This window comes from Mesorhizobium sp. M7A.F.Ca.MR.148.00.0.0, assembly GCF_003997735.1.
Lineage (GTDB): Bacteria > Pseudomonadota > Alphaproteobacteria > Rhizobiales > Rhizobiaceae > Mesorhizobium.
In genome coordinates this window covers 1-17,676 of the sequence record NZ_RZTB01000034.1, presented here as the reverse complement: position 1 = coordinate 17,676, position 17,676 = coordinate 1, and the positions used below count along the sequence as shown (strand labels likewise).

Genomic DNA, 17,676 nt, shown 5'->3' with positions numbered 1-17,676 from the left:
CAGCCACTACATTGGGGTATCAGCGGAGCAGCCCATGGACATCCAGCCCGCCCCTTTCATTCCCCCGGCGCCGAAGCCGCGCACCACGCCGCCCTCGACGCTGGAGATGATCCGCATCGTCTACCGCAACCCGCTCGAATTGTGGGGTGAGCACACCTACAACGAGCCGTGGATCTCGGCCAGTGGTGTTGGTGGACATCTGATCGTCGCCAATGATCCCGGCCTGATCCGCCATGTGCTGGTCGACAACGCCAGGAACTACAAGATGGCGACGGTGCGTCAGAAGATCCTGCGGCCGATCCTGCGCGATGGCCTGCTGACCGCCGAGGGCGAGGTCTGGAAGCGGTCGCGCAAGGCGATGGCGCCGGTGTTCACGCCGCGCCACATCTTCGGCTTCGCCCAGCCGATGCTGAGACGCACGCTGGACTTCGTCGCCCGCTACGAAGACGGCGGCACGTCCGACATCGCCCATGACATGACGCTGCTCACCTACGACATCCTGGCCGAGACGCTGTTTTCCGGCGAGATATCAGGCGAGCCCGGCAGTTTCGCCAACGAGATCGACCGCCTGTTCGAGACCATGGGTCGCGTCGATCCGCTCGATCTGTTGCGCGCGCCCGACTGGCTGCCGAGGCTGACCCGTATCCGCGGCCGCAAGACCATGGCCTATTTCCGCAAGATCGTCACCGATACGGTCAAGATGCGCGAAGCGAAATTCAAGCGCGACCCCGATGCCGTGCCGCAGGATTTCCTGACGCTGCTGCTCAAGGCCGAGGGACCCGACGGGCTGACGCGGGCCGAGGTCGAGGACAACATCATCACCTTCATCGGCGCCGGCCATGAGACGACGGCGCGTGCGCTGGGCTGGACACTGTATTGCCTGGCTGAATCACCGTGGGAGCGCGACCGGGTCGAGCAGGAGATCGACCAGGTGTTGGCGCGCGAGCCCGATCCGACGAAATGGCTCGATGCCATGCCGTTCACGCGTGCGGCTTTCGACGAAGCGCTCAGGCTGTATCCGCCGGCGCCGTCGATCAACCGCGAGCCGATCGAACCGGAAATGTGGAAGGATCTTCATATCCCCAAGCACGCCGCGGTGCTGGTGATGCCTTGGGTCGTGCATCGCCACAGGAAACTGTGGGACCGGCCGGATGCCTTCCTGCCGGAGCGCTTCCATCCGGGAAATCGCGAAAAGATCGACCGCTTCCAGTATCTGCCGTTTGGCGCGGGTCCGCGCGTCTGCATCGGCGCCAGCTTCGCCATGCAGGAGGCGATCATCGCGCTGGCGATCATGCTGTCGCGCTTCCGCTTCGACACGACAGCCGAAACCAAACCCTGGCCGGTACAGAAACTGACCACGCAGCCGCAAGGCGGTCTGCCGATGCGGGTCACGCCGCGACAGGCATGAGACACAGCTTCAGACGGTTGTGATAAATCAAGCAGCAGGCTTGCGTTGCTGGAACTGGCCGGCGGCGCGGTAGCGCCAGAGATAGCTCGGCAGGATCGTCGCGATCGATTGCGGCTGGACGCCGAGCCCTGCAAGCGTCCTGTTGGTCTTGTTGGCGGCGTCCGAAACGATGTTGTGCTCGCGCAACTGCGTCACCTGGTCCTTGGTCAGCAGCGGATTGGGCAACAGACCGAGGATCGAGGCCTGGATGTTGGCCACCCACCACGGCACCGGCACCAGCAGCCGCTTGCGCTCGATCACGTCGAGCAGCTCTTCCATGCACTGCTTGAAGGTGAGCACCTTCGGTCCACCAAGTTCATAGATCTGGCCGCCATCCACCTTGCCGTCGACCGAGCGCGCCACCGCTTCGGCCACGTCGCCGACATAGACCGGCTGGAATTTGGTCTGGCCGCCGCCGATCAGCGGCAGCACCGGCGAATAGCGCGCCATGTTGGCGAAGCGGTTGAAGAAGCCGTCTTCGGGTCCGAAATTGATCGACGGCCGGAAGATCACGGCGTCCTTGATCGTCTCCAGCACAGCCTTTTCGCCAAGCGCCTTGGTGCGCGCGTAGTCTGATTCGGAGTCCAGATCGGCGCCAAGCGCAGAAATGTGGGTCAGGCCGGCGCCGACCGAGCGTGCGGCCTCGGCCACTGCGCGGGCGCCGAACTCGTGCACGGCGGAGAATTTCTGCCGGCCGCTCTCATGCAGGATGGCGACCAGATTGACGACGTGGTCGGCGCCCTGCACGGCGCGGTCTACCGACCAGCGCACGCGCACATTGGCCTGCACCGGCTGGATCTGGCCGACATTGCCAAGCGGCTGCAAATGGCCGGCAAGATCGGGCCGCCGGCAGGCGACCCGGATGCGATAGCCGCGCTTGGCCAACGCGCGCACGACATGGCGGCCGACAAAGCCTGACCCGCCAAAGACGACGACGAGCTTTGGGGTCTGCAGGATTTCGGTCATGGCTGGCTCCGGCGCTCGCAAGCTTGGCTGAAGCCGTTTCATAATCCGTTTCGTGCCAAAGGCAAAGGGCGACGCGTCGTCGCTATCAGCCTGTCAGAACGCTTTGCCCATACGGGCGTCGACCGAATGGCGGTTGCCGCCGCGAATGACGAAAAAGAGCAGGATCGCCGCCCAAAGCAGCGACTTTTCCGCGCCCGAATAGCCTTGGTCCATCGTGACCCAGTGGAACCAGACCGTGACCAGCAGCACGAACAGGCCGGCAAAGGCGGCCGGCCGCGTCAAAAACCCGATGGCAATGAAGATGCCGCCGAAGAATTCAGTGCAGGCCAGAAGCAACGACCACAACGCGCCCGGATAGAAACCGAGACCCTCGACCATCTCGGCAGCGCCGAAAGGATTGGTGATCTTCTGCGAACCATGGATGGCGAAAAACCCGCCGGCGACGACGCGAAGAACGGTTTCGGCACCATCGTGCAGAGCCGCGTAAAACCTGCCAAGGACCGGGATGACAAGGGCGTTGCGGGGGTTGTCCGTGCTTGCCGACATTATAGCTCCTCTGTTTTGCTCAATCAGCGCAAACGGCCGGTCGGGTCGGCCGAAGTCAAATAAACAAAAGTTGACCAAAACAAGAATGTTTTATTCATTGTGCGATCAAAACGCAGAAAACCCCGCCGAAGCGGGGTTTTCCGGGTGACATCCATGCGAAGTCAGGGGCCGACGGAGCGGCCTGACCTGAGACGGTATCAGGAGGGCGTGAAGCAAGTACGCCCACCCCAGCCCTGAACATCCGACATGGTGCCACCAACCTTCTTGCAGGCGGCGACGAAATCGGCGCTGCAATTGGCGAATTTTGCATGGCCGTTCTTGCAGTAATGGTCTTCGGTGGCGCCGCCGCTCGGGGCGGCGATGACACCCGGGCTGGTCGGCTTGGCCGGCGCGGCCTTCAGGGTGGCTGCCTGTGTGGCACCCATGAACGAGCCGAGCAGAAGGACGGCGGTCAGCATGGTGATCTTGGTGTTGGTCATGACAATTTCCTTTGATTTGGGTTGAGGTTTCCGAGGCGCGAAGGACCGGCCTTCGCGTGATGCAGGCTTTCGATTTCGGTTTGCTGCTTCCCCCGGTGTGGATCGGGCAAGCTCGCCTTGCCCTGGACAAAGCTGGGTCGCAGCAAGGCGCGGAAAGGTTCAGCAGCGCGCAAAGAAAATCGCACCGCGCCGCGCCTGCGGCGGGCAGATTTCAGATAACTATTTGATATAAAAAACTATTCAGGAAGAATAGCGTGCGGCGAATTCGGAAATGCGCTGCACCACCGCCTTGGATGCCGTGATGCCCCGCGCTTGCGCCTTCTCGGCGGCCTCTGCGCGGGCACGACCGGGCACATGCACACCGAAGCGCCGCCGCAGCCGGTCGAGCTGGTCCTTCATCCGCTGCTCGAAATCCGGATCGAGCAGCTTGGGTTCGATAGCAAGCACGAATAGTCCCGTGCCGGGGCTGTCCGGCCCGCCGCTGAACCATGGCGCGTCGAGCGACCAGTTGGCGCCCGACAGGCCCGCCGCCAGCACCTCGACCATCAGCGCGATGTTGGCGCCGCGCTGGCCGCCGAAGGCGAGCATTGCGCCCTTCATGGCGGCGGCGGGATCGGTGGTCGGGTTGCCGCTGGCGTCCAGCGCCCAGCCTTCCGGGATTGTCTTGCCCTCCTCGGCCGCTTTGCGGATGTTGACGAAAGCGGTGGCGCTCGACGACTGGTCGATGACCAGCGGCGCCCCGTCGGCGGCGGGGGCGGCAAACGACATCGGGTTGGTGCAGTAGACCGGCTTGACCGAGCCCGAGCCGGCAAGCACGGCCGGGCCGTTGGTGGCGGCGAACGACACCAGCCCGAGTGTTGCCAGCCTTCCGGTGAAATAGCCGAGCGCGCCGCATGTATAGGCGTTCTTCTGCGAGAAGATGGCGACGCCGAACAGTTTTGCCGCCTTGGCGAGGTCGTCGATGGTGCGGTCGAAGCCGGTATGCGCCAGCCCCCGGCGTGCATCGGAGAGATAGACCGCAAGCGCCGGCCGGGTGATCACCGGGTCGGCATTGCCGTCGATGCGTCCGGCTTCCAGCGCCTCGAGATAGTCGATGAAATGCGACAGACCGACCGAGGAAAGCCCTTCGGCCTCGGCTGATATGATCGAAGCAGTGAGCGATTGTGCCGCTTCCTCATTGGCGCCAGCGCCAAGTGCCGCCATCCGGCACAGTCCTTTTGCCTGGTCGAGACTGAGTTGCATGATGGCAATCCTAGGGGAATAGGGGAGTAAGGGAATAGGGGAATAGGGGAATGGTGAGCAGTGAATAGCGAATGGGGATGGAATTGTGAACGTGAATAGTGGCTGGCTACTCCCCTACTCCCCTACTCCCCTCTAGCCAATCTTGTTGGGGATCCTGGCCTCTATCCTGCTGAAGGCGAAGACCAGAATACCGGTGATCGTCATGTAGATCAGCGCCAGCAGCAGCAGGGGTTCGTAGGTGAGGTAGGTGTCCTGCCGTACCTTGGACGAAACGGCGAAGATGTCGATGACGCTGATCGTCGCCACCAACGGCGTCGACTTCAATTGCAGCACGGTCTCGCCGGTCAGCGTCGGCAGCGCCCGGTAGATGGCCTGCGGCAGCCAGATCCGCCGGAATGCCTTCCAGCGGCTCATGCCAAAGGCACGCGCCGCCTCCAGTTGTCCCTTGGGCACGCCGGCAAAGGCGCCACGCATCACCTCGCCCTCATAGCCGGCGAAAGACAGGGTCAACGCCAGCACGCCATAGGGCCAGGCTTGCCTGAGATATGGCCACATCCAGGATTCGCGGATCCACGGATATTGCGGGAACAGCGAACCCAGGCCGTAATAGAGCAGCCAGAGCTGGATCAGCAGCGGCGTGCCCCGGATCACCGTGCAGAACACCTTGGCAGGCGCGGCGAACCAGAAGGAGCCGGCGGCTTGCGCCAGCCCGAGCGGCACGGCGAGCAGAAAGCCCAGCACGCAGGTGACGGCCAGGATCCACAGCGACCGCCAGATGCCGATCAAGCCCATTTCATAATATTGCGGCAGCCAGTCCCAGCGCATGAAAAAGGCAGCCGACAAAACAAGGCCCAGTGCGATCAGGATCAGCACGATGCGGTGCGGCTGCAGCCACAGCGATGTTCGCGCGACGACGTTGATGATGGCAGCCTCGTTGGCCATCAGCGCGCCTCCTTGAGCGAAGGCATGCCGCGCCGCGACCAGGTCTCGACCCGGCCGATGACGAGGTTGGAGAACAGCGACAAAAGCAGATAGAGCACGCCCGCCGCGAAAAAGAAGGTGAAATAGGCTTTGGTGACACCCGCCGCCTGCCGCGTCGCCAGCGCCAGTTCGTAGAAGCCGACGACCGCCAATAGCGCGGTATCCTTGGTGGCGATCAGCCAGAGATTGGCGAGGCCCGGTATGGCGAAGGGCAGCATTGACGGCAAGGTGATGCGCCGCAACAGCAGGCCCGGAGACATTCCATAGGCGCGGGCGGCCTCGATCTGGCCCTGCGGAATAGCCAGTATCGCGCCGCGTATCACCTCTGTCGAATAGGCGCCCTGGACGAAGCCGAGCACGGCGATGCCGGCGGCAAGGCCGCTCACATCGACGCGCTGATAGCCCATGGCCGTCAGCGCCTGATTGATCAGGTCGGTTCCGGCGTAATAGAGCAGCAGGATCAGCACCAGTTCGGGCACAGCCCGCACGATGGTGGTGTAGACCGCCAGGAGATCGCGCACCACCGGCCCGCCATAAAGCTTGCCGTAGGCGCCGCCGGTGCCGATCAGAAGGCCGAGGCACGTGGCGCCCAGCGCGATCTCGATTGAGTGCAGCAGCCCGACCAGAAGCGTCCCGCCCCAGCCTGGCGGGTAGGGCGAGAGAAGCTCGGTGATGCCGGCCGCGGAGGCCGAAAGAAGTGCGTCGATCAGCGTCGCCCCCGAAGTGCTGGCCAACCGCCGACGGCTGTGTCGGCGGCAAACATGCCTGGGAAAGATCGGGCAGGTGGGGCATGGCGCTGACGCCATGCCCCACGGCTCATGCGAGGGTCGTCAGTTCGACTGCGCGCCGCCGCCGCCGTAAATGTCGAAATCGAAGTATTTCTTCGAGATCTCGTCATATTTGCCGTTGGCGCGGATCGCCTTGATGCCGGCGTTGATCTTGCCCTTCAGTTCGGTGTCTTCCTTGCGCACGCCGGCGCCGACGCCCGGTCCGAGCACTTCGTCGTCCGGAGCGACCATCCCCTTCAAGTCGCAGCAGGCCTTGCCCTGGTCGGATTTCAGGAATTCGCCAAGCGCGATGGAATCGGCCTGAACCGCATCGAGGCGGCCGGCGGCAAGATCGTTGTTGGCTTCGTCCTGGGTCTGGTATTCCTTGATCTCGGAGGCTGTGCTGCCAAAATGTTTCTTGGCGTAGACAGCGTGCACCGTCGAAACCTGCACGCCGACGATCTTACCCTTGAGGTCGTCCGGGGCGGAGCCGAATTTCTGGTCCTTGGGGCCGATGATCGCGGTCGGCGTGTTATAGTACTTGTCCGAGAAATCGATCGTCTTCGCGCGCTCGGCGGTGATCGACATCGAGGAGACGATGAGGTCGATCTTCTTGGTCGTCAGTGCCGGGATGATGCCGTCCCAGGCGACCGGAGTAATGACGCAATCGAGCTTCTCCTCGGCGCAGACTGCATCGATGAAGTCGATCTCCCAGCCAACCCATTTGCCCGAAGCATCGGGCGAGGTGAAGGGCGGATAAGGCTCGGCGGCGACGCCGATCTTGACCGGATCGGCCTTGGCCACGCCCATGGCTGCGACGCCGAGCAGCAGCGCTGCGGCGAATGTCTTCAGAACGGTCTTCATTTCATGACTCCCAGCTTGTTGTTGGTTCCCGGTTTTCTTCCGTCCCGGCCTGTCCTAGCCGATGTTGCGGATGAACTGCTTCAGCCTTTCGGATCTGGGCGCGCCGAAGATCTGCTCGGGCGGGCCTTCTTCCTCGACCAATCCATTGTAGAGATAGACGACATGCGTCGCGACCTCGCGGGCGAACTTCATCTCGTGGGTGACCAGCACCATGGTGCGGCCTTCGCGCGCCAGGTCGCCGATCACCTTCAGCACTTCACCGACCAACTCGGGATCGAGTGCGGAGGTGGGCTCGTCGAACAGCATGACGCGCGGATTGATGGCCAGCGCACGGGCGATCGCCGCGCGCTGCTGCTGGCCGCCCGACAGATAGGCCGGATAGACGTCGCGCTTTTCGGCCAGACCGACACGGGCGAGCAGTTTCTCGGCCTCGCCGATCGCCACATCGCGCTTGACGCCAAGCACATGTACGGGAACCTCGATGACGTTTTCGATCAGCGTCATGTGGCTCCAAAGGTTGAAGTTCTGGAACACCATGCCGAGCTTGGAGCGGATGCGCTCGATCTGCTTGCGGTCGGCCGGAATGGTGTGGCCGTGGCTGTCGGCCTTGAGCTTGATCTCCTCGCCATTGACGCGAATGATGCCGCTGGTCGGGTTTTCCAGGCAGTTGATGCAGCGCAGCAGGGTGGATTTGCCGGAGCCCGAGCCGCCGATGATTGCGATGACCTCGCCGTCGCGCGCCGACAGCGAGACGCCCTTCAGCACATGCAGCTCACCGAACTTCTTGTGCAGGTTTTCGACGTGGATGGCTTCGGCGGCGCCGTCATGCGCCTTGCCGGATTGGACTGTGGCAGCTTCCACCACGCTCACTGGGTGACCTCTATAGGGTCGGTGGCGGTTCGTCGAACGTCTATCCGGCTAATCAACATATACGCTGTACTGCCCCGCTCCAGACTTCAGCATGGACCCAACGGCGCGAGCCCGTCAATCCTGCTTATTACGGCACTTGCGAGCTTGTTGTGCAAGTGTATAAATAGCCTTCCATGAAATTTTCTCGATTTTTTTCAGCGAAAAAGGACTTCGATGAGCGCTTTCGGATCACAGTCCATGGCGGCGCCGCTGCGCCGCGTGCTGATGCGGTCGGCGGCCAACGCCATGCGCAATGCCGACAGGGCTGCTTGGCACTATGGCCCGGGTTTCAATCCGGCGAAAGCGGCATCGCAGCACGCGCTCCTTGCTGAACTGGTGGCGGCTTCCGGTGCCGAAATCGAATGGATCGAGGACACGGCGGATGGACTTTCGGATTCGGTGTTCACGCACGACCCGTCGCTGATGACCGATCGCGGCGCGCTGATCCTGTCCATGGGCAAGCCGTTGCGCGCCAGGGAGCCCCCGCTGCATGAGGAAACCTACCGAAGGCTGGGTATTCCAATCCTGGGCCGCGTCGAGGTTCCTGGCCAGGTCGAAGGCGGTGATTGTGTATGGCTCGATGCCCGCACGCTGGTGATCGGGCGCGGTGTCCGCTCCAACCAGGAAGGCATCCAGCAGGTTTCCAACCTGCTGACGCCGCTGGGCGTTTCCGTCTACGGCTTTGATCTGCCGCTGTGGCAAGGCGAAGAGGCGTGCCTGCATCTGATGTCGGTGATCAGCCCGCTGGCCGACGACCTCGCACTGGTCTATTCACCGCTTTTGCCGGCCCCGTTCTATCAGATGCTGAAGGCGCGCAACATCCGGCTGGTCGAAGGCGACGCCGAAGAGTTCGCGGCTTCCAACGGCCTTAGCCTGAACGTGCTGCCGACCAGCCCACACAAGGTCATTGCCGTTGCAGGCTTTCCAAAGACCAAAGCCGCGATGGAAGCCGCCGGCTGCACGGTCGAAATCTTCGAGGCGGATGCGCTCTGCATCGCCTGCGAGGGCGGGCCGACATGCCTGACGCGACCGATCCTGCGCCAATGAATATGCCATCCCGCCGCAGGTTCCGTCGCGAGGGCGAGGAGCGGCGGCGGCAGGATCTGATCGAGGCCACTCTGGACAGCGTGGCGGAACATGGCCTGCAGGGCGCCACCTTGCGCACCATCGCATTGCGTGCCGGCGTCACCGCTGGGCTGATCCGGCACTATTTTCCCGGCAAGGAAGAATTGCTGCAGGAAGCCTATGCAGCGCTGATGGGCCGCATGACCGAGCAGGCGAAAGCGGCTTTGGTCATGGAGGATGCCTCGCCTCGCCAGCGCCTTGCGGCTTTCGTCACCGCCAACCTCAATGCGCCGATCATCGATGCGCGGGTGTTTTCGCTCTGGGCAACCTTCATCGGCCGCGCCAGAGCGGATCCGACCTTGGCCCACGCCCACCGCGAAGGCTACCTTGGTTTTCGCAATGAGGTGGAGGCGGTTGTGGCTGAGGTGCTCGCCGCCGAACGGCGCAATCCGGACGCAAGCCAATTGCGCCACCATGCCATCGCGATTAATGCGATCATCGACGGACTCTGGATCGAAGGCTGCCTGGCCGGCGAGATGTTCTCGACCGGCGAATTGGCGGCGATCGGCATCAAGACTGTCGAGGCCGAACTAGGCCTCGCGCCGGACGGGGAGGAAAACCAATGACGACACTCGGCGAAGCCCTCATCTCGCTGCTTGAAGCGCATGGCGTCGACACGGTGTTCGGGATTCCGGGCGTCCACACGGTCGAGCTCTACCGCGGGCTGGCGCGCTCGAATATCCGCCACGTCACGCCGCGTCACGAACAGGGCGCCGGCTTCATGGCCGATGGCTATGCGCGCGCCAGCGGCAAGCCGGGCGTCGCGTTTGTCATCACCGGACCGGGACTCACCAACACCATCACCGCCATGGGGCAGGCACGCGCCGATTCGGTGCCGATGCTGGTCATATCAGGCGTCAACGCCACGCCGACGCTGGGCAAGGGGCTGGGCCATCTGCATGAGTTGCCGGACCAGCGCGGCATGATGGAGAAGGTGGCGCTGTTTTCGCAGCGCGTTACCGAGGCCGGCGAATTGCCCGGTGCCCTGGCGCAGGCCTTTGCCCTGTTTTCATCGGCCCGGCCCGGCCCGGTGCATATCGAGATCCCGACCGACGTCATGGTCAAGTCGGCGGATGGCATCGCTGCCATGCTGAGCAATGTGACCCCACCCGCGCCGGAAGGTGCCGCAATTGCCAGCGCGGCCAAACTCATCGGTGCCGCGCGCCGCCCGCTGATCCTGGTCGGCGGCGGCGCCAAACGCGCCGAAGCGCCACTGCGGCGTCTGGCCGAGCGGCTGGGAGCGCCGGTCGTCCAGACCACCAATGCGCGCGGCCTGCTGCATGGTCATCCGCTTTGCGTGCCGGCCAGTCCCAGCCTGAAGACAGTGCGGGCGCTGATGGCCGATGCCGACCTGGTCATTGCCGCCGGCACCGAATTCGGCCCGACTGACTATGACGGCTATAGCGATGGCGGCTTTGTCCTGCCCGCCAATCTGATCCGCATCGATATCGGCGCCGACCAGCTTGCCCGCCGCCCGGCAAACGTTTCGATCCAGGCCGATTGCGCCGAGGCGCTCGAAGCGCTGCTTCTGCAGACGGGCCATATCCCGGCAAGCGAAGGTGGGCCGACACGCGCCGCCGCCGCCCGGGAAGCAGCCTTTGCCGAACTCAATCCAACACTGCAGGCACAGGTGCGCGCCGTCGAGATGATCCGCGACGCCTTGCCGGGCGCGCTCATCGTCGGCGATTCGACGCAGCCGATCTATGCGGCCAACCTCTATTACGACCACGACCGCCCAGGCGGCTGGTTCAATGCCGCCACCGGCTTCGGTGCGCTCGGCTATGGCGCCCCGGCGGCGATTGGCGCGGCCTTTGCGATACCCGATGCGCCGGTTGTCTGCCTGACCGGCGACGGCGGCTTCCAGTTCACGTTGCCGGAGTTGGGCGCCGCGCTCGATGCGCGGGCGCCGGTCATCTTCATCGTCTGGAATAACAGAGGCTACCGCGAGATCGAAACCTCGATGCTCGATGTCGGTGTCGAGCCGGTCGGTGTATCGCCGGCGCCGCCGGATTTCTGCAAGCTGGCCGAGGCCTATGGCATCGGCGCCGAACGGCTTGCCGACATCGAGGCTCTCGCGGACGCGTTGAAGCGCGCCCGGGCCACCGGACTGCCGCGCGTCATCGAAATCACGGTTGACTGAAGGACGGTGCTACGTATTTCCCGTCTCGCCGGCCCTGAACCACGGCCGGCCGGTGGGCGGACGCATGCAAAGACGCGACAACTGCCATGTCGAGATGTCAATTGAGTGACGGGGCAAAAGGCGCGACGCTTCGCGTCGGCGGCACAGAAACGACCTAACGATAAAAAATGACAGGAGCGTCCAAGATGACGGAAACACTTGAAGGCAAGCATATCGTCGTGACCGGTGGAACCGGTGCGCTCGGCGGTGCGGTTGTCGGCAAACTGCTGAGTGACGGCGCGATCTGCCATGTGCCCAATGCCCATGCCGCCGCACCAGCGCATTTTCCCTTCGCCGCGCATGACCGTGTCCAGTTGGTGCACAATGTCGACCTCTCGGACCCCGCCAAGGTCGAGGCGTTCTACAGTCAGGTTCCAGGCCTGTGGGGCTCGATCCACCTGGCCGGCGGCTTCACCGCCGCACCGGTGGAAAAGATCGAGTCGGCGTCCTTTGCCGAGATGATGGACACCAATGCACGCACCGCCTTCCTGTGCTGCCGCGCCGCGATTCGCTCAATGCTGTCGTCGGACACGGCGGGCCGCATCGTCAACGTCACGGCGCGCGCCGGGCTCGATCCCCGGCGCGGCGCTGGCATGGTCGCTTACGCCGCCAGCAAGGCGGCGGTTGCCGCGATGACGGTGGCGATGGCCGAAGAGCTGAAGCACAAGGGTATCCTGGTCAATGCCGTGGCGCCGTCGACGCTCGATACGCCGGCAAACCGTGCCGACATGCCGGATGCCGATGTCACCAGATGGGTCAGCCTCGAAGCCGCCGCCGAGGCCATCGCCTATCTTGCCTCGCCGGCCAATCAGGCGATGAGCGGCACGCTGGTGCCGCTTTACGGCAGGGCGTAACCTTCCAACCTTTACCTCGGTCAAAGAAAAACCCCGCCGGATCGCTCCGGCGGGGTTTTGTTTTCGAGCCTCTGCGAAGGGCTTCGCGGTGCGAAGGCCTTAGCTGCCCTGCTTCTTCAGCGCGGCACCCAGAATGTCGCCCAGCGAAGCGCCGGAGTCGGTCGAGCCGTACTGAGCGACCGCTTCCTTCTCTTCGGCGATTTCCAGCGCCTTGATCGAGACCTGCAGCTTGCGGGTCTTCTTGTCGAAGGCGATGACGCGGGCATCGACCTTCTGGCCGACGGTGAAGCGCTCGGGGCGCTGCTCGTCGCGGTCACGGCTCAGATCGGAGCGCTTGATGAAGGTCTCGATGCCGCTGTCGACCAGCCGCACTTCCAGACCGCCATCCTTGACGCCGATGACTTCGCAGGTGACGACCGCGTTCTTGCGCAGTTCGCCTGAAGTCGCCGCTTCGCCGACCGTATCCTTGGCCAACTGCTTGATGCCGAGCGAGATACGCTCCTTGTCGATGTCGACATCGAGCACCTGCGCCTTGACCATGTCGCCGCGATTGTACTCTTCGATGACCTGCTCGCCCGGACGGGTCCAGTCGAGGTCGGAAAGGTGCACCATGCCGTCCACGTCGCCTTCGAGGCCGATGAACAGGCCGAACTCGGTCTTGTTCTTGACCTCGCCCTCGACCTGGCTGCCGACCGGATGGCTCGAGGCGAAAGCCTGCCACGGATTCTCGAGCGTCTGCTTGAGGCCGAGCGAGATGCGGCGCTTGGCCGGATCGACCTCGAGCACCACCACGTCGACTTCCTGGGTCGTCGACAGGATCTTGCCGGGATGCACGTTCTTCTTCGTCCACGACATTTCCGAAACGTGGATGAGACCCTCGATGCCCGGCTCCAGCTCGACGAACGCGCCGTAGTCGGTGATGTTGGTGACAGTGCCCTTGATCTTCTTGCCGATCGGGAACTTGGTGCCGATCTCGGACCACGGATCGCTCTCGAGCTGCTTCATGCCGAGCGAGATGCGGTGGGTTTCCTGGTTGATGCGGATGATCTGCACCTTGACGGTCTGACCGATGTTGAGGATTTCGGTCGGATGGTTGACGCGGCGCCATGCCATGTCGGTGACATGCAGCAGGCCGTCGATGCCGCCGAGGTCGACGAACGCACCATAGTCGGTGATGTTCTTGACGACGCCTTCGACAACCTGGCCTTCTTCGAGGTTCTGCACGATTTCCGAACGCTGTTCGGCGCGGCTCTCTTCGAGCACGGTACGGCGCGACACCACGATGTTGCCGCGGCGGCGATCCATCTTGAGGATCTCGAAGGGCTGCGGGTTGTGCATCAGCGGGGAGACGTCGCGGATCGGGCGGATATCGACCTGGCTGCGCGGCAGGAAGGCCACGGCGCCGTCGAGGTCGACAGTGAAGCCGCCCTTGACCTGGTTGAAGATGACGCCTTCGACGCGCTCACCCTTGGTGAACTTCTCTTCGAGACGGACCCAGCTCTCTTCGCGGCGGGCCTTCTCACGGGAAAGCATCGCTTCGCCAAGCGCGTTTTCGATGCGCTCGACATAGACTTCGACGGTGTCACCGACCTTGAGGGTGGTGTCCTTGCCCTTGACGCCGAATTCCTTCAGCGGCACGCGGCCTTCGACCTTGAGGCCGACGTCGATGATGGCCATGTCCTTTTCGATCGCGGTGATCGTACCCTTGACGACCTGACCTTCGCCGGAATGGCCTGTGGTAAATGATTCTTCGAGCAGGCTCGCGAAATCATCGCGAGTGGGATTTGCAGCTGACATTGTTTCTCCTGGAGTGCCCCGCATCTAGAAGCGGGACGGGCGCCGTAGGTTAGCGTTGCGTTGGCCTGCCGGCGTTCCGGGCTACAAAAACCCTGGGCCGCTCTTTAAGCGGCAATTCCGGCGCATGAAGAATGCTGGCAGGCTGGTTCGTGCCCGATATGGGTATTTTCTTCGCCTCCGACAACGGAAATACGAGGGAAAACCCGGATCAGGCCTTGTCTCTCTTGGCCAGCACGTCGTCTATGATCGCCATGGCTGCAAGAAACGCGGCTTCTATAGCCATTTCGCTGGTATCAAGCAAGTGCGCGTCGGCCGCCGGCTTCAACGGTGAGTCCGCTCGACCCATGTCGCGCTCGTCGCGACGCACGATATCGGCGAGAATCTCGATGAAATCAGCGGTCCCGCCGATGCTCTCGATCTCGGCCAGCCGGCGCTGCGCCCGCACCTCGGCGCTGGCCGTCACATAGAGTTTGATGTCGGCGTCGGGGCAGACGACGGTGCCGATGTCGCGCCCGTCGAGCACCGCACCCGGCGGCGTCTTGGCGAAGCCGCGCTGCTTTTCGACGAGGATGCGCCGCACCGTCGGATACACCGCGACCTTGGAGGCAGCCTCGCCGACGGCATGCGCCGACAAGACCGCCCGGTCGAGCTTTGCCAAGTCGACCTGGCGGGCCGCGGTTTCGGCGGCTGAGACATTGTCGAGCGGCAGCGCGTGCTGGATCAGCGCATAGGCGACGGCGCGATAGGTGAGACCGGTGTCGAGCAGGTTCAGCCGGTAATGGTCGGCCAACCGCCGGGCGAGGGTGCCCTTGCCGGCGCCGGCGGGGCCGTCGATGGCGATGGTGAAGACATGTGTCATTTGCAGACCGCCGAAAGGGTTGGTCTGTCCTGCCGGACATCTCCCCCACAAGGGGGGAGATCGGCCGTTATCGCGGCCTCCGCTAATTGTCTACGTTGCAGAATTGGGCGAGGCGCAAAGCGTGCCAATCTCCCGCCTTGTGGGGGAGATGTCCGGCAGGACAGAGGGGGGCGCTGGCCCGCCGACGTACCAAGGCTATTGGTTGCCACGACCGTCACCCAATCTCCGCGCCCAGCCCCATCATCAGCCCCATGAATTCCGGAAAACTCGTCGCGATCATCGCCTGATCGTCGATGGTAACAGGCTTTTCGGTCGCCAGCCCCATCACCAAAAAGCTCATGGCGATGCGGTGGTCGAGATGGGTTTGCACGGTGGTGTCCTGACCGTTGGGGTGGCCGCCAAGGCCCTTGCCGCCCGGTTTTCCGCGCACGGCGAGCGAGGCCTCGCCCTCGGTGCAATCGACGCCGTTGAGCTTCAGCCCGTTGGCGACGGCCGACAGCCGGTCGGACTCTTTCACGCGCAGCTCCTCCAGCCCCTGCATCAGCGTCTCGCCCTCGGCGAAGCTGGCAGCGACGGCGAGCACCGGATATTCGTCGATCATCGACGGCGCCCGCTCGGGCGGCACGGTGACGCCCTTGAGCTCGGAATAACGCACCCGCAGGTCGGCGACATCCTCGCCGCCGGCATTGCGCGGGTTGAGGATTTCGATGTTGCCGCCCATCTCCTGCAGCGTCAAAAGCAGGCCGGTGCGGGTCGGGTTCATCAGCACGTTTTCTATTGTGATCTCCGAACCCGGCACGATCAGGGCGGCCACCAGCGGGAAACCGGCCGAGGACGGGTCGCCCGGCACGGCGATGGTCTGGCCGGTCAGCCTGCCCTGGCCTTCGATGAAGATGTGGCGCACGCTGCGCTCGTCGGTTTCGACCGACAGATTGGCGCCAAAACCCTTCAGCATCTTTTCGGTGTGGTCGCGTGTCATCACCGGCTCGATCACCGTGGTGATACCCGGCGTGTTCAGCCCGGCGAGCAGCACCGCCGATTTCACCTGCGCCGAAGCCATCGGCACGCGGTAGGTGATCGGGGCGGCGTGCTTTGGCCCATGCAGCGTGATCGGCATGCGGTCGCCTGGCGTCGCCTTCAGCACCTGCACGCCCATCTGGCGCAAGGGTTCCAGCACGCGGCCCATCGGCCGGCCCGACAGCGAGGCGTCGCCGATGAAGGTCGTCTCCATGTCATAGGTGCCGACAAGGCCCATGGTCAGCCGCGAGCCGGTGCCGGCATTGCCGAAATCGAGCGGGCCTTCCGGTTGCAGCAGCGCGCCGTTGCCGGTGCCGCGGATCACCCACTCGTCGCCATGCTTCTCGATATGTGCGCCCATTGCCTTCATGGCCGCACCCGTGCGCATCACGTCCTCGCCTTCGAGCAGGCCGGTGATGCGAGTCTCCCCGGAGGCGAGGCCGCCGAACATGAAGGAACGGTGCGAGATCGACTTGTCGCCCGGCACGCGCGCGATGCCGGAAAGGGCTGGCGATTGGCGGGCGGTGGCCGGCTTGGGGGCGGCGGCGTGAGACATGGAATTTCCCTGGACGGAATGCCGGCAGGCCGGCGCTTTTCATTTGTTGCGGCGGTCTCGTATCACGGCGGGCCGAAATGGTCATCCCCCATGGTCGTCACTGACGCGAGGCCTTTCAATGCATGGTTTTGTGACGCCGGCTTTTCGCTTTGACAGCGCTGCAAACTGTGGTTAAGGGGACCACTCTTTTATTGACGAGGCTTGCCGTGGCAAAAACCGAACTTGGCACAAAACGTATCGACCCGGAGACGGGCCGAAAATTCTACGACCTGAACAAGGACCCGATCGTCTCGCCATACACTGGCAAGACCTATCCGCGTTCCTATTTCGAGGAAGGCAAAATTGCCGCTCTCGAGGAGGAAGAGGAAGTGGCCGAGAAGGAAGTGGACGCCGAGGAAGAAGAAGGCGTTGAGGTCGTCTCGCTCGAAGAGGCTGATGAGGACGTCAAGGGCGACGACCTGCCGGATCTTGGCGACGACGAGGACGACGTCGATCTCGGCGACGACGAAGATGACACCTTCCTTGCCGACGAAGAGGAAGAAGACGACGATGTCGCCGACATGATCGGCGTCGGCGACGACGACGACGAGGTCTGATCGGCCTTGAAAGCGGGCGTTTGCGGGCTTTCGAGGCCTGTGAAGAAAAAGCGGCTCTCGAAGGCTTGATATCTGAGAAGGGCGGGGTTAGAAGCCGCCTGCACTAACGGCGCGGTCTCCAACCCGCGCCGGATCTCTTCGCCGGAAACGGCGCCGGTTGACTGCCGGAAGTGGGGCCATAGCTCAGTTGGGAGAGCGCTTGAATGGCATTCAAGAGGTCGTCGGTTCGATCCCGATTGGCTCCACCAAACAGTCCCTCTGCAATTCGCAGCCAATGAATGTGCCGCACTGCGGCCATTGCGCTTGATGGCCAGTTCAGGCAACGCCGCTGAAAGCGCCTCCATCAACGGAACGAACGAGCCATTTATCGAGAGCAGCTGCTCGCCGGACAAAGTCTTCACTGTTCATGGAGCGCTTAGAGACTGAAAGCCAATCCGATCACCACTCGGCGAAGGAGCCGTCCTTATGGCGCCAGATCGGGTTGCGCCAGCG

17 protein-coding genes and 1 tRNA gene are annotated in these 17,676 nt (G+C 63.5%); 7 read left to right on the top strand and 11 right to left on the bottom strand.

The genetic code is table 11. The features are described 5' to 3' along the window. Window positions 1-34 precede the first annotated feature (34 nt). Window positions 35-1,408: a cytochrome P450 gene (locus EOB49_RS15490; protein WP_127270315.1), complete on the top strand. Its 1,374-nt coding sequence runs from the start codon at window positions 35-37 to the stop codon at window positions 1,406-1,408. A gap of 27 nt (window positions 1,409-1,435) precedes the next feature. Here the strand turns inward: EOB49_RS15490 and EOB49_RS15485 are convergent, their stop codons facing one another. From EOB49_RS15485 to EOB49_RS15450, 8 genes are all read right to left on the bottom strand, one after another. Continuing rightward, entirely contained in the window at window positions 1,436-2,413 is a 978-nt protein-coding gene (locus EOB49_RS15485; protein WP_127322889.1) for a complex I NDUFA9 subunit family protein, read from the bottom strand. A 93-nt stretch (window positions 2,414-2,506) separates the two neighbouring features. Further along, on the bottom strand, window positions 2,507-2,959 hold the full coding sequence (locus EOB49_RS15480) for a DoxX family protein (RefSeq protein ID WP_127270318.1): 453 nt from the start codon (window positions 2,957-2,959) through the stop codon (window positions 2,507-2,509). A 197-nt stretch (window positions 2,960-3,156) separates the two neighbouring features. Next, window positions 3,157-3,438: a hypothetical protein gene (locus tag EOB49_RS15475; RefSeq protein WP_127270320.1), complete on the bottom strand. Its 282-nt coding sequence runs from the start codon at window positions 3,436-3,438 to the stop codon at window positions 3,157-3,159. A 240-nt stretch (window positions 3,439-3,678) separates the two neighbouring features. Beyond that, the gene (locus EOB49_RS15470; RefSeq protein WP_164749058.1) at window positions 3,679-4,680 is read right to left on the bottom strand and encodes an Ldh family oxidoreductase; all 1,002 of its coding nucleotides are present in this window, start codon (window positions 4,678-4,680) and stop codon (window positions 3,679-3,681) included. Window positions 4,681-4,812: 132 nt separating this feature from the next. Then, on the bottom strand, window positions 4,813-5,622 hold the full coding sequence (locus tag EOB49_RS15465) for an ABC transporter permease (protein WP_027039831.1): 810 nt from the start codon (window positions 5,620-5,622) through the stop codon (window positions 4,813-4,815). Then, complete coding sequence (locus EOB49_RS15460; RefSeq protein ID WP_206516821.1) at window positions 5,622-6,335, bottom strand: ABC transporter permease; 714 nt, start codon at window positions 6,333-6,335, stop codon at window positions 5,622-5,624. Before EOB49_RS15460 ends, EOB49_RS15465 begins: the two co-directional genes overlap by 1 nt. A gap of 156 nt (window positions 6,336-6,491) precedes the next feature. Further along, on the bottom strand, window positions 6,492-7,292 hold the full coding sequence (locus EOB49_RS15455; protein WP_023811511.1) for a transporter substrate-binding domain-containing protein: 801 nt from the start codon (window positions 7,290-7,292) through the stop codon (window positions 6,492-6,494). Between the two features lie 54 nt (window positions 7,293-7,346). After that, window positions 7,347-8,162 (bottom strand): ABC transporter ATP-binding protein, encoded by an 816-nt coding sequence (locus EOB49_RS15450; RefSeq protein ID WP_127320830.1) that lies wholly within the window; start codon window positions 8,160-8,162, stop codon window positions 7,347-7,349. A gap of 213 nt (window positions 8,163-8,375) precedes the next feature. Here EOB49_RS15450 and EOB49_RS15445 point away from each other — a divergent pair, with 213 nt between their 5' ends. The 4 genes from EOB49_RS15445 to EOB49_RS15430 all read left to right on the top strand — a co-directional run bounded on the left by EOB49_RS15445 (window position 8,376) and on the right by EOB49_RS15430 (window position 12,359). Then, entirely contained in the window at window positions 8,376-9,248 is an 873-nt protein-coding gene (locus EOB49_RS15445) for a dimethylarginine dimethylaminohydrolase family protein (RefSeq protein WP_127320829.1), read from the top strand. Continuing rightward, window positions 9,245-9,892 carry a TetR family transcriptional regulator C-terminal domain-containing protein gene (locus EOB49_RS15440; protein WP_245463571.1) on the top strand — a complete coding sequence of 216 codons (648 nt, stop codon included), beginning with the start codon at window positions 9,245-9,247 and terminating at the stop codon, window positions 9,890-9,892. The genes EOB49_RS15445 and EOB49_RS15440 overlap by 4 nt, the downstream gene beginning before the upstream one ends. Next, window positions 9,889-11,466 carry a 5-guanidino-2-oxopentanoate decarboxylase gene (locus EOB49_RS15435; RefSeq protein ID WP_127320827.1) on the top strand — a complete coding sequence of 526 codons (1,578 nt, stop codon included), beginning with the start codon at window positions 9,889-9,891 and terminating at the stop codon, window positions 11,464-11,466. The genes EOB49_RS15440 and EOB49_RS15435 overlap by 4 nt, the downstream gene beginning before the upstream one ends. Before the next feature lie 185 nt (window positions 11,467-11,651). After that, window positions 11,652-12,359, top strand: coding sequence for an SDR family NAD(P)-dependent oxidoreductase (locus EOB49_RS15430; RefSeq protein WP_127320826.1), 708 nt, complete (start codon window positions 11,652-11,654; stop codon window positions 12,357-12,359). A 99-nt stretch (window positions 12,360-12,458) separates the two neighbouring features. Here EOB49_RS15430 and rpsA read toward each other — a convergent pair whose 3' ends face one another. The 3 genes from rpsA to aroA form a co-directional block, all read right to left on the bottom strand. Further along, the gene (gene rpsA, locus EOB49_RS15425) at window positions 12,459-14,156 is read right to left on the bottom strand and encodes a 30S ribosomal protein S1 (RefSeq protein ID WP_013528183.1); all 1,698 of its coding nucleotides are present in this window, start codon (window positions 14,154-14,156) and stop codon (window positions 12,459-12,461) included. A gap of 208 nt (window positions 14,157-14,364) precedes the next feature. Further along, window positions 14,365-15,015 (bottom strand): (d)CMP kinase, encoded by a 651-nt coding sequence (gene cmk, locus EOB49_RS15420; RefSeq protein WP_127320824.1) that lies wholly within the window; start codon window positions 15,013-15,015, stop codon window positions 14,365-14,367. A 214-nt stretch (window positions 15,016-15,229) separates the two neighbouring features. Further along, complete coding sequence (gene aroA / locus EOB49_RS15410; protein ID WP_127381465.1) at window positions 15,230-16,588, bottom strand: 3-phosphoshikimate 1-carboxyvinyltransferase; 1,359 nt, start codon at window positions 16,586-16,588, stop codon at window positions 15,230-15,232. A 206-nt stretch (window positions 16,589-16,794) separates the two neighbouring features. Here aroA and EOB49_RS15405 point away from each other — a divergent pair, with 206 nt between their 5' ends. Both EOB49_RS15405 and EOB49_RS15400 read left to right on the top strand, forming a co-directional pair. Continuing rightward, a complete protein-coding gene (locus EOB49_RS15405; protein ID WP_013528180.1) occupies window positions 16,795-17,184 on the top strand; it encodes a TIGR02300 family protein in 390 nt (129 codons plus the stop codon). 172 nt (window positions 17,185-17,356) lie between these two features. Then, window positions 17,357-17,432, top strand: a tRNA-Ala gene (locus tag EOB49_RS15400). Window positions 17,433-17,676: the final 244 nt, after the last annotated feature.

Coding starts and splice junctions, on each gene's coding strand:
- EOB49_RS15490 (WP_127270315.1), top strand. CDS start 35: ATGGACATCCAGCCCGCCCCTTTCATTCCCCCGGCGCCGAAGCCGCGC.
- EOB49_RS15485 (WP_127322889.1), bottom strand. CDS start 2,413: ATGACCGAAATCCTGCAGACCCCAAAGCTCGTCGTCGTCTTTGGCGGG.
- EOB49_RS15480 (WP_127270318.1), bottom strand. CDS start 2,959: ATGTCGGCAAGCACGGACAACCCCCGCAACGCCCTTGTCATCCCGGTC.
- EOB49_RS15475 (WP_127270320.1), bottom strand. CDS start 3,438: ATGACCAACACCAAGATCACCATGCTGACCGCCGTCCTTCTGCTCGGC.
- EOB49_RS15470 (WP_164749058.1), bottom strand. CDS start 4,680: ATGCAACTCAGTCTCGACCAGGCAAAAGGACTGTGCCGGATGGCGGCA.
- EOB49_RS15465 (WP_027039831.1), bottom strand. CDS start 5,622: ATGGCCAACGAGGCTGCCATCATCAACGTCGTCGCGCGAACATCGCTG.
- EOB49_RS15455 (WP_023811511.1), bottom strand. CDS start 7,292: ATGAAGACCGTTCTGAAGACATTCGCCGCAGCGCTGCTGCTCGGCGTC.
- EOB49_RS15445 (WP_127320829.1), top strand. CDS start 8,376: ATGAGCGCTTTCGGATCACAGTCCATGGCGGCGCCGCTGCGCCGCGTG.
- EOB49_RS15440 (WP_245463571.1), top strand. CDS start 9,245: ATGAATATGCCATCCCGCCGCAGGTTCCGTCGCGAGGGCGAGGAGCGG.
- EOB49_RS15435 (WP_127320827.1), top strand. CDS start 9,889: ATGACGACACTCGGCGAAGCCCTCATCTCGCTGCTTGAAGCGCATGGC.
- EOB49_RS15430 (WP_127320826.1), top strand. CDS start 11,652: ATGACGGAAACACTTGAAGGCAAGCATATCGTCGTGACCGGTGGAACC.
- rpsA (WP_013528183.1), bottom strand. CDS start 14,156: ATGTCAGCTGCAAATCCCACTCGCGATGATTTCGCGAGCCTGCTCGAA.
- cmk (WP_127320824.1), bottom strand. CDS start 15,015: ATGACACATGTCTTCACCATCGCCATCGACGGCCCCGCCGGCGCCGGC.
- aroA (WP_127381465.1), bottom strand. CDS start 16,588: ATGTCTCACGCCGCCGCCCCCAAGCCGGCCACCGCCCGCCAATCGCCA.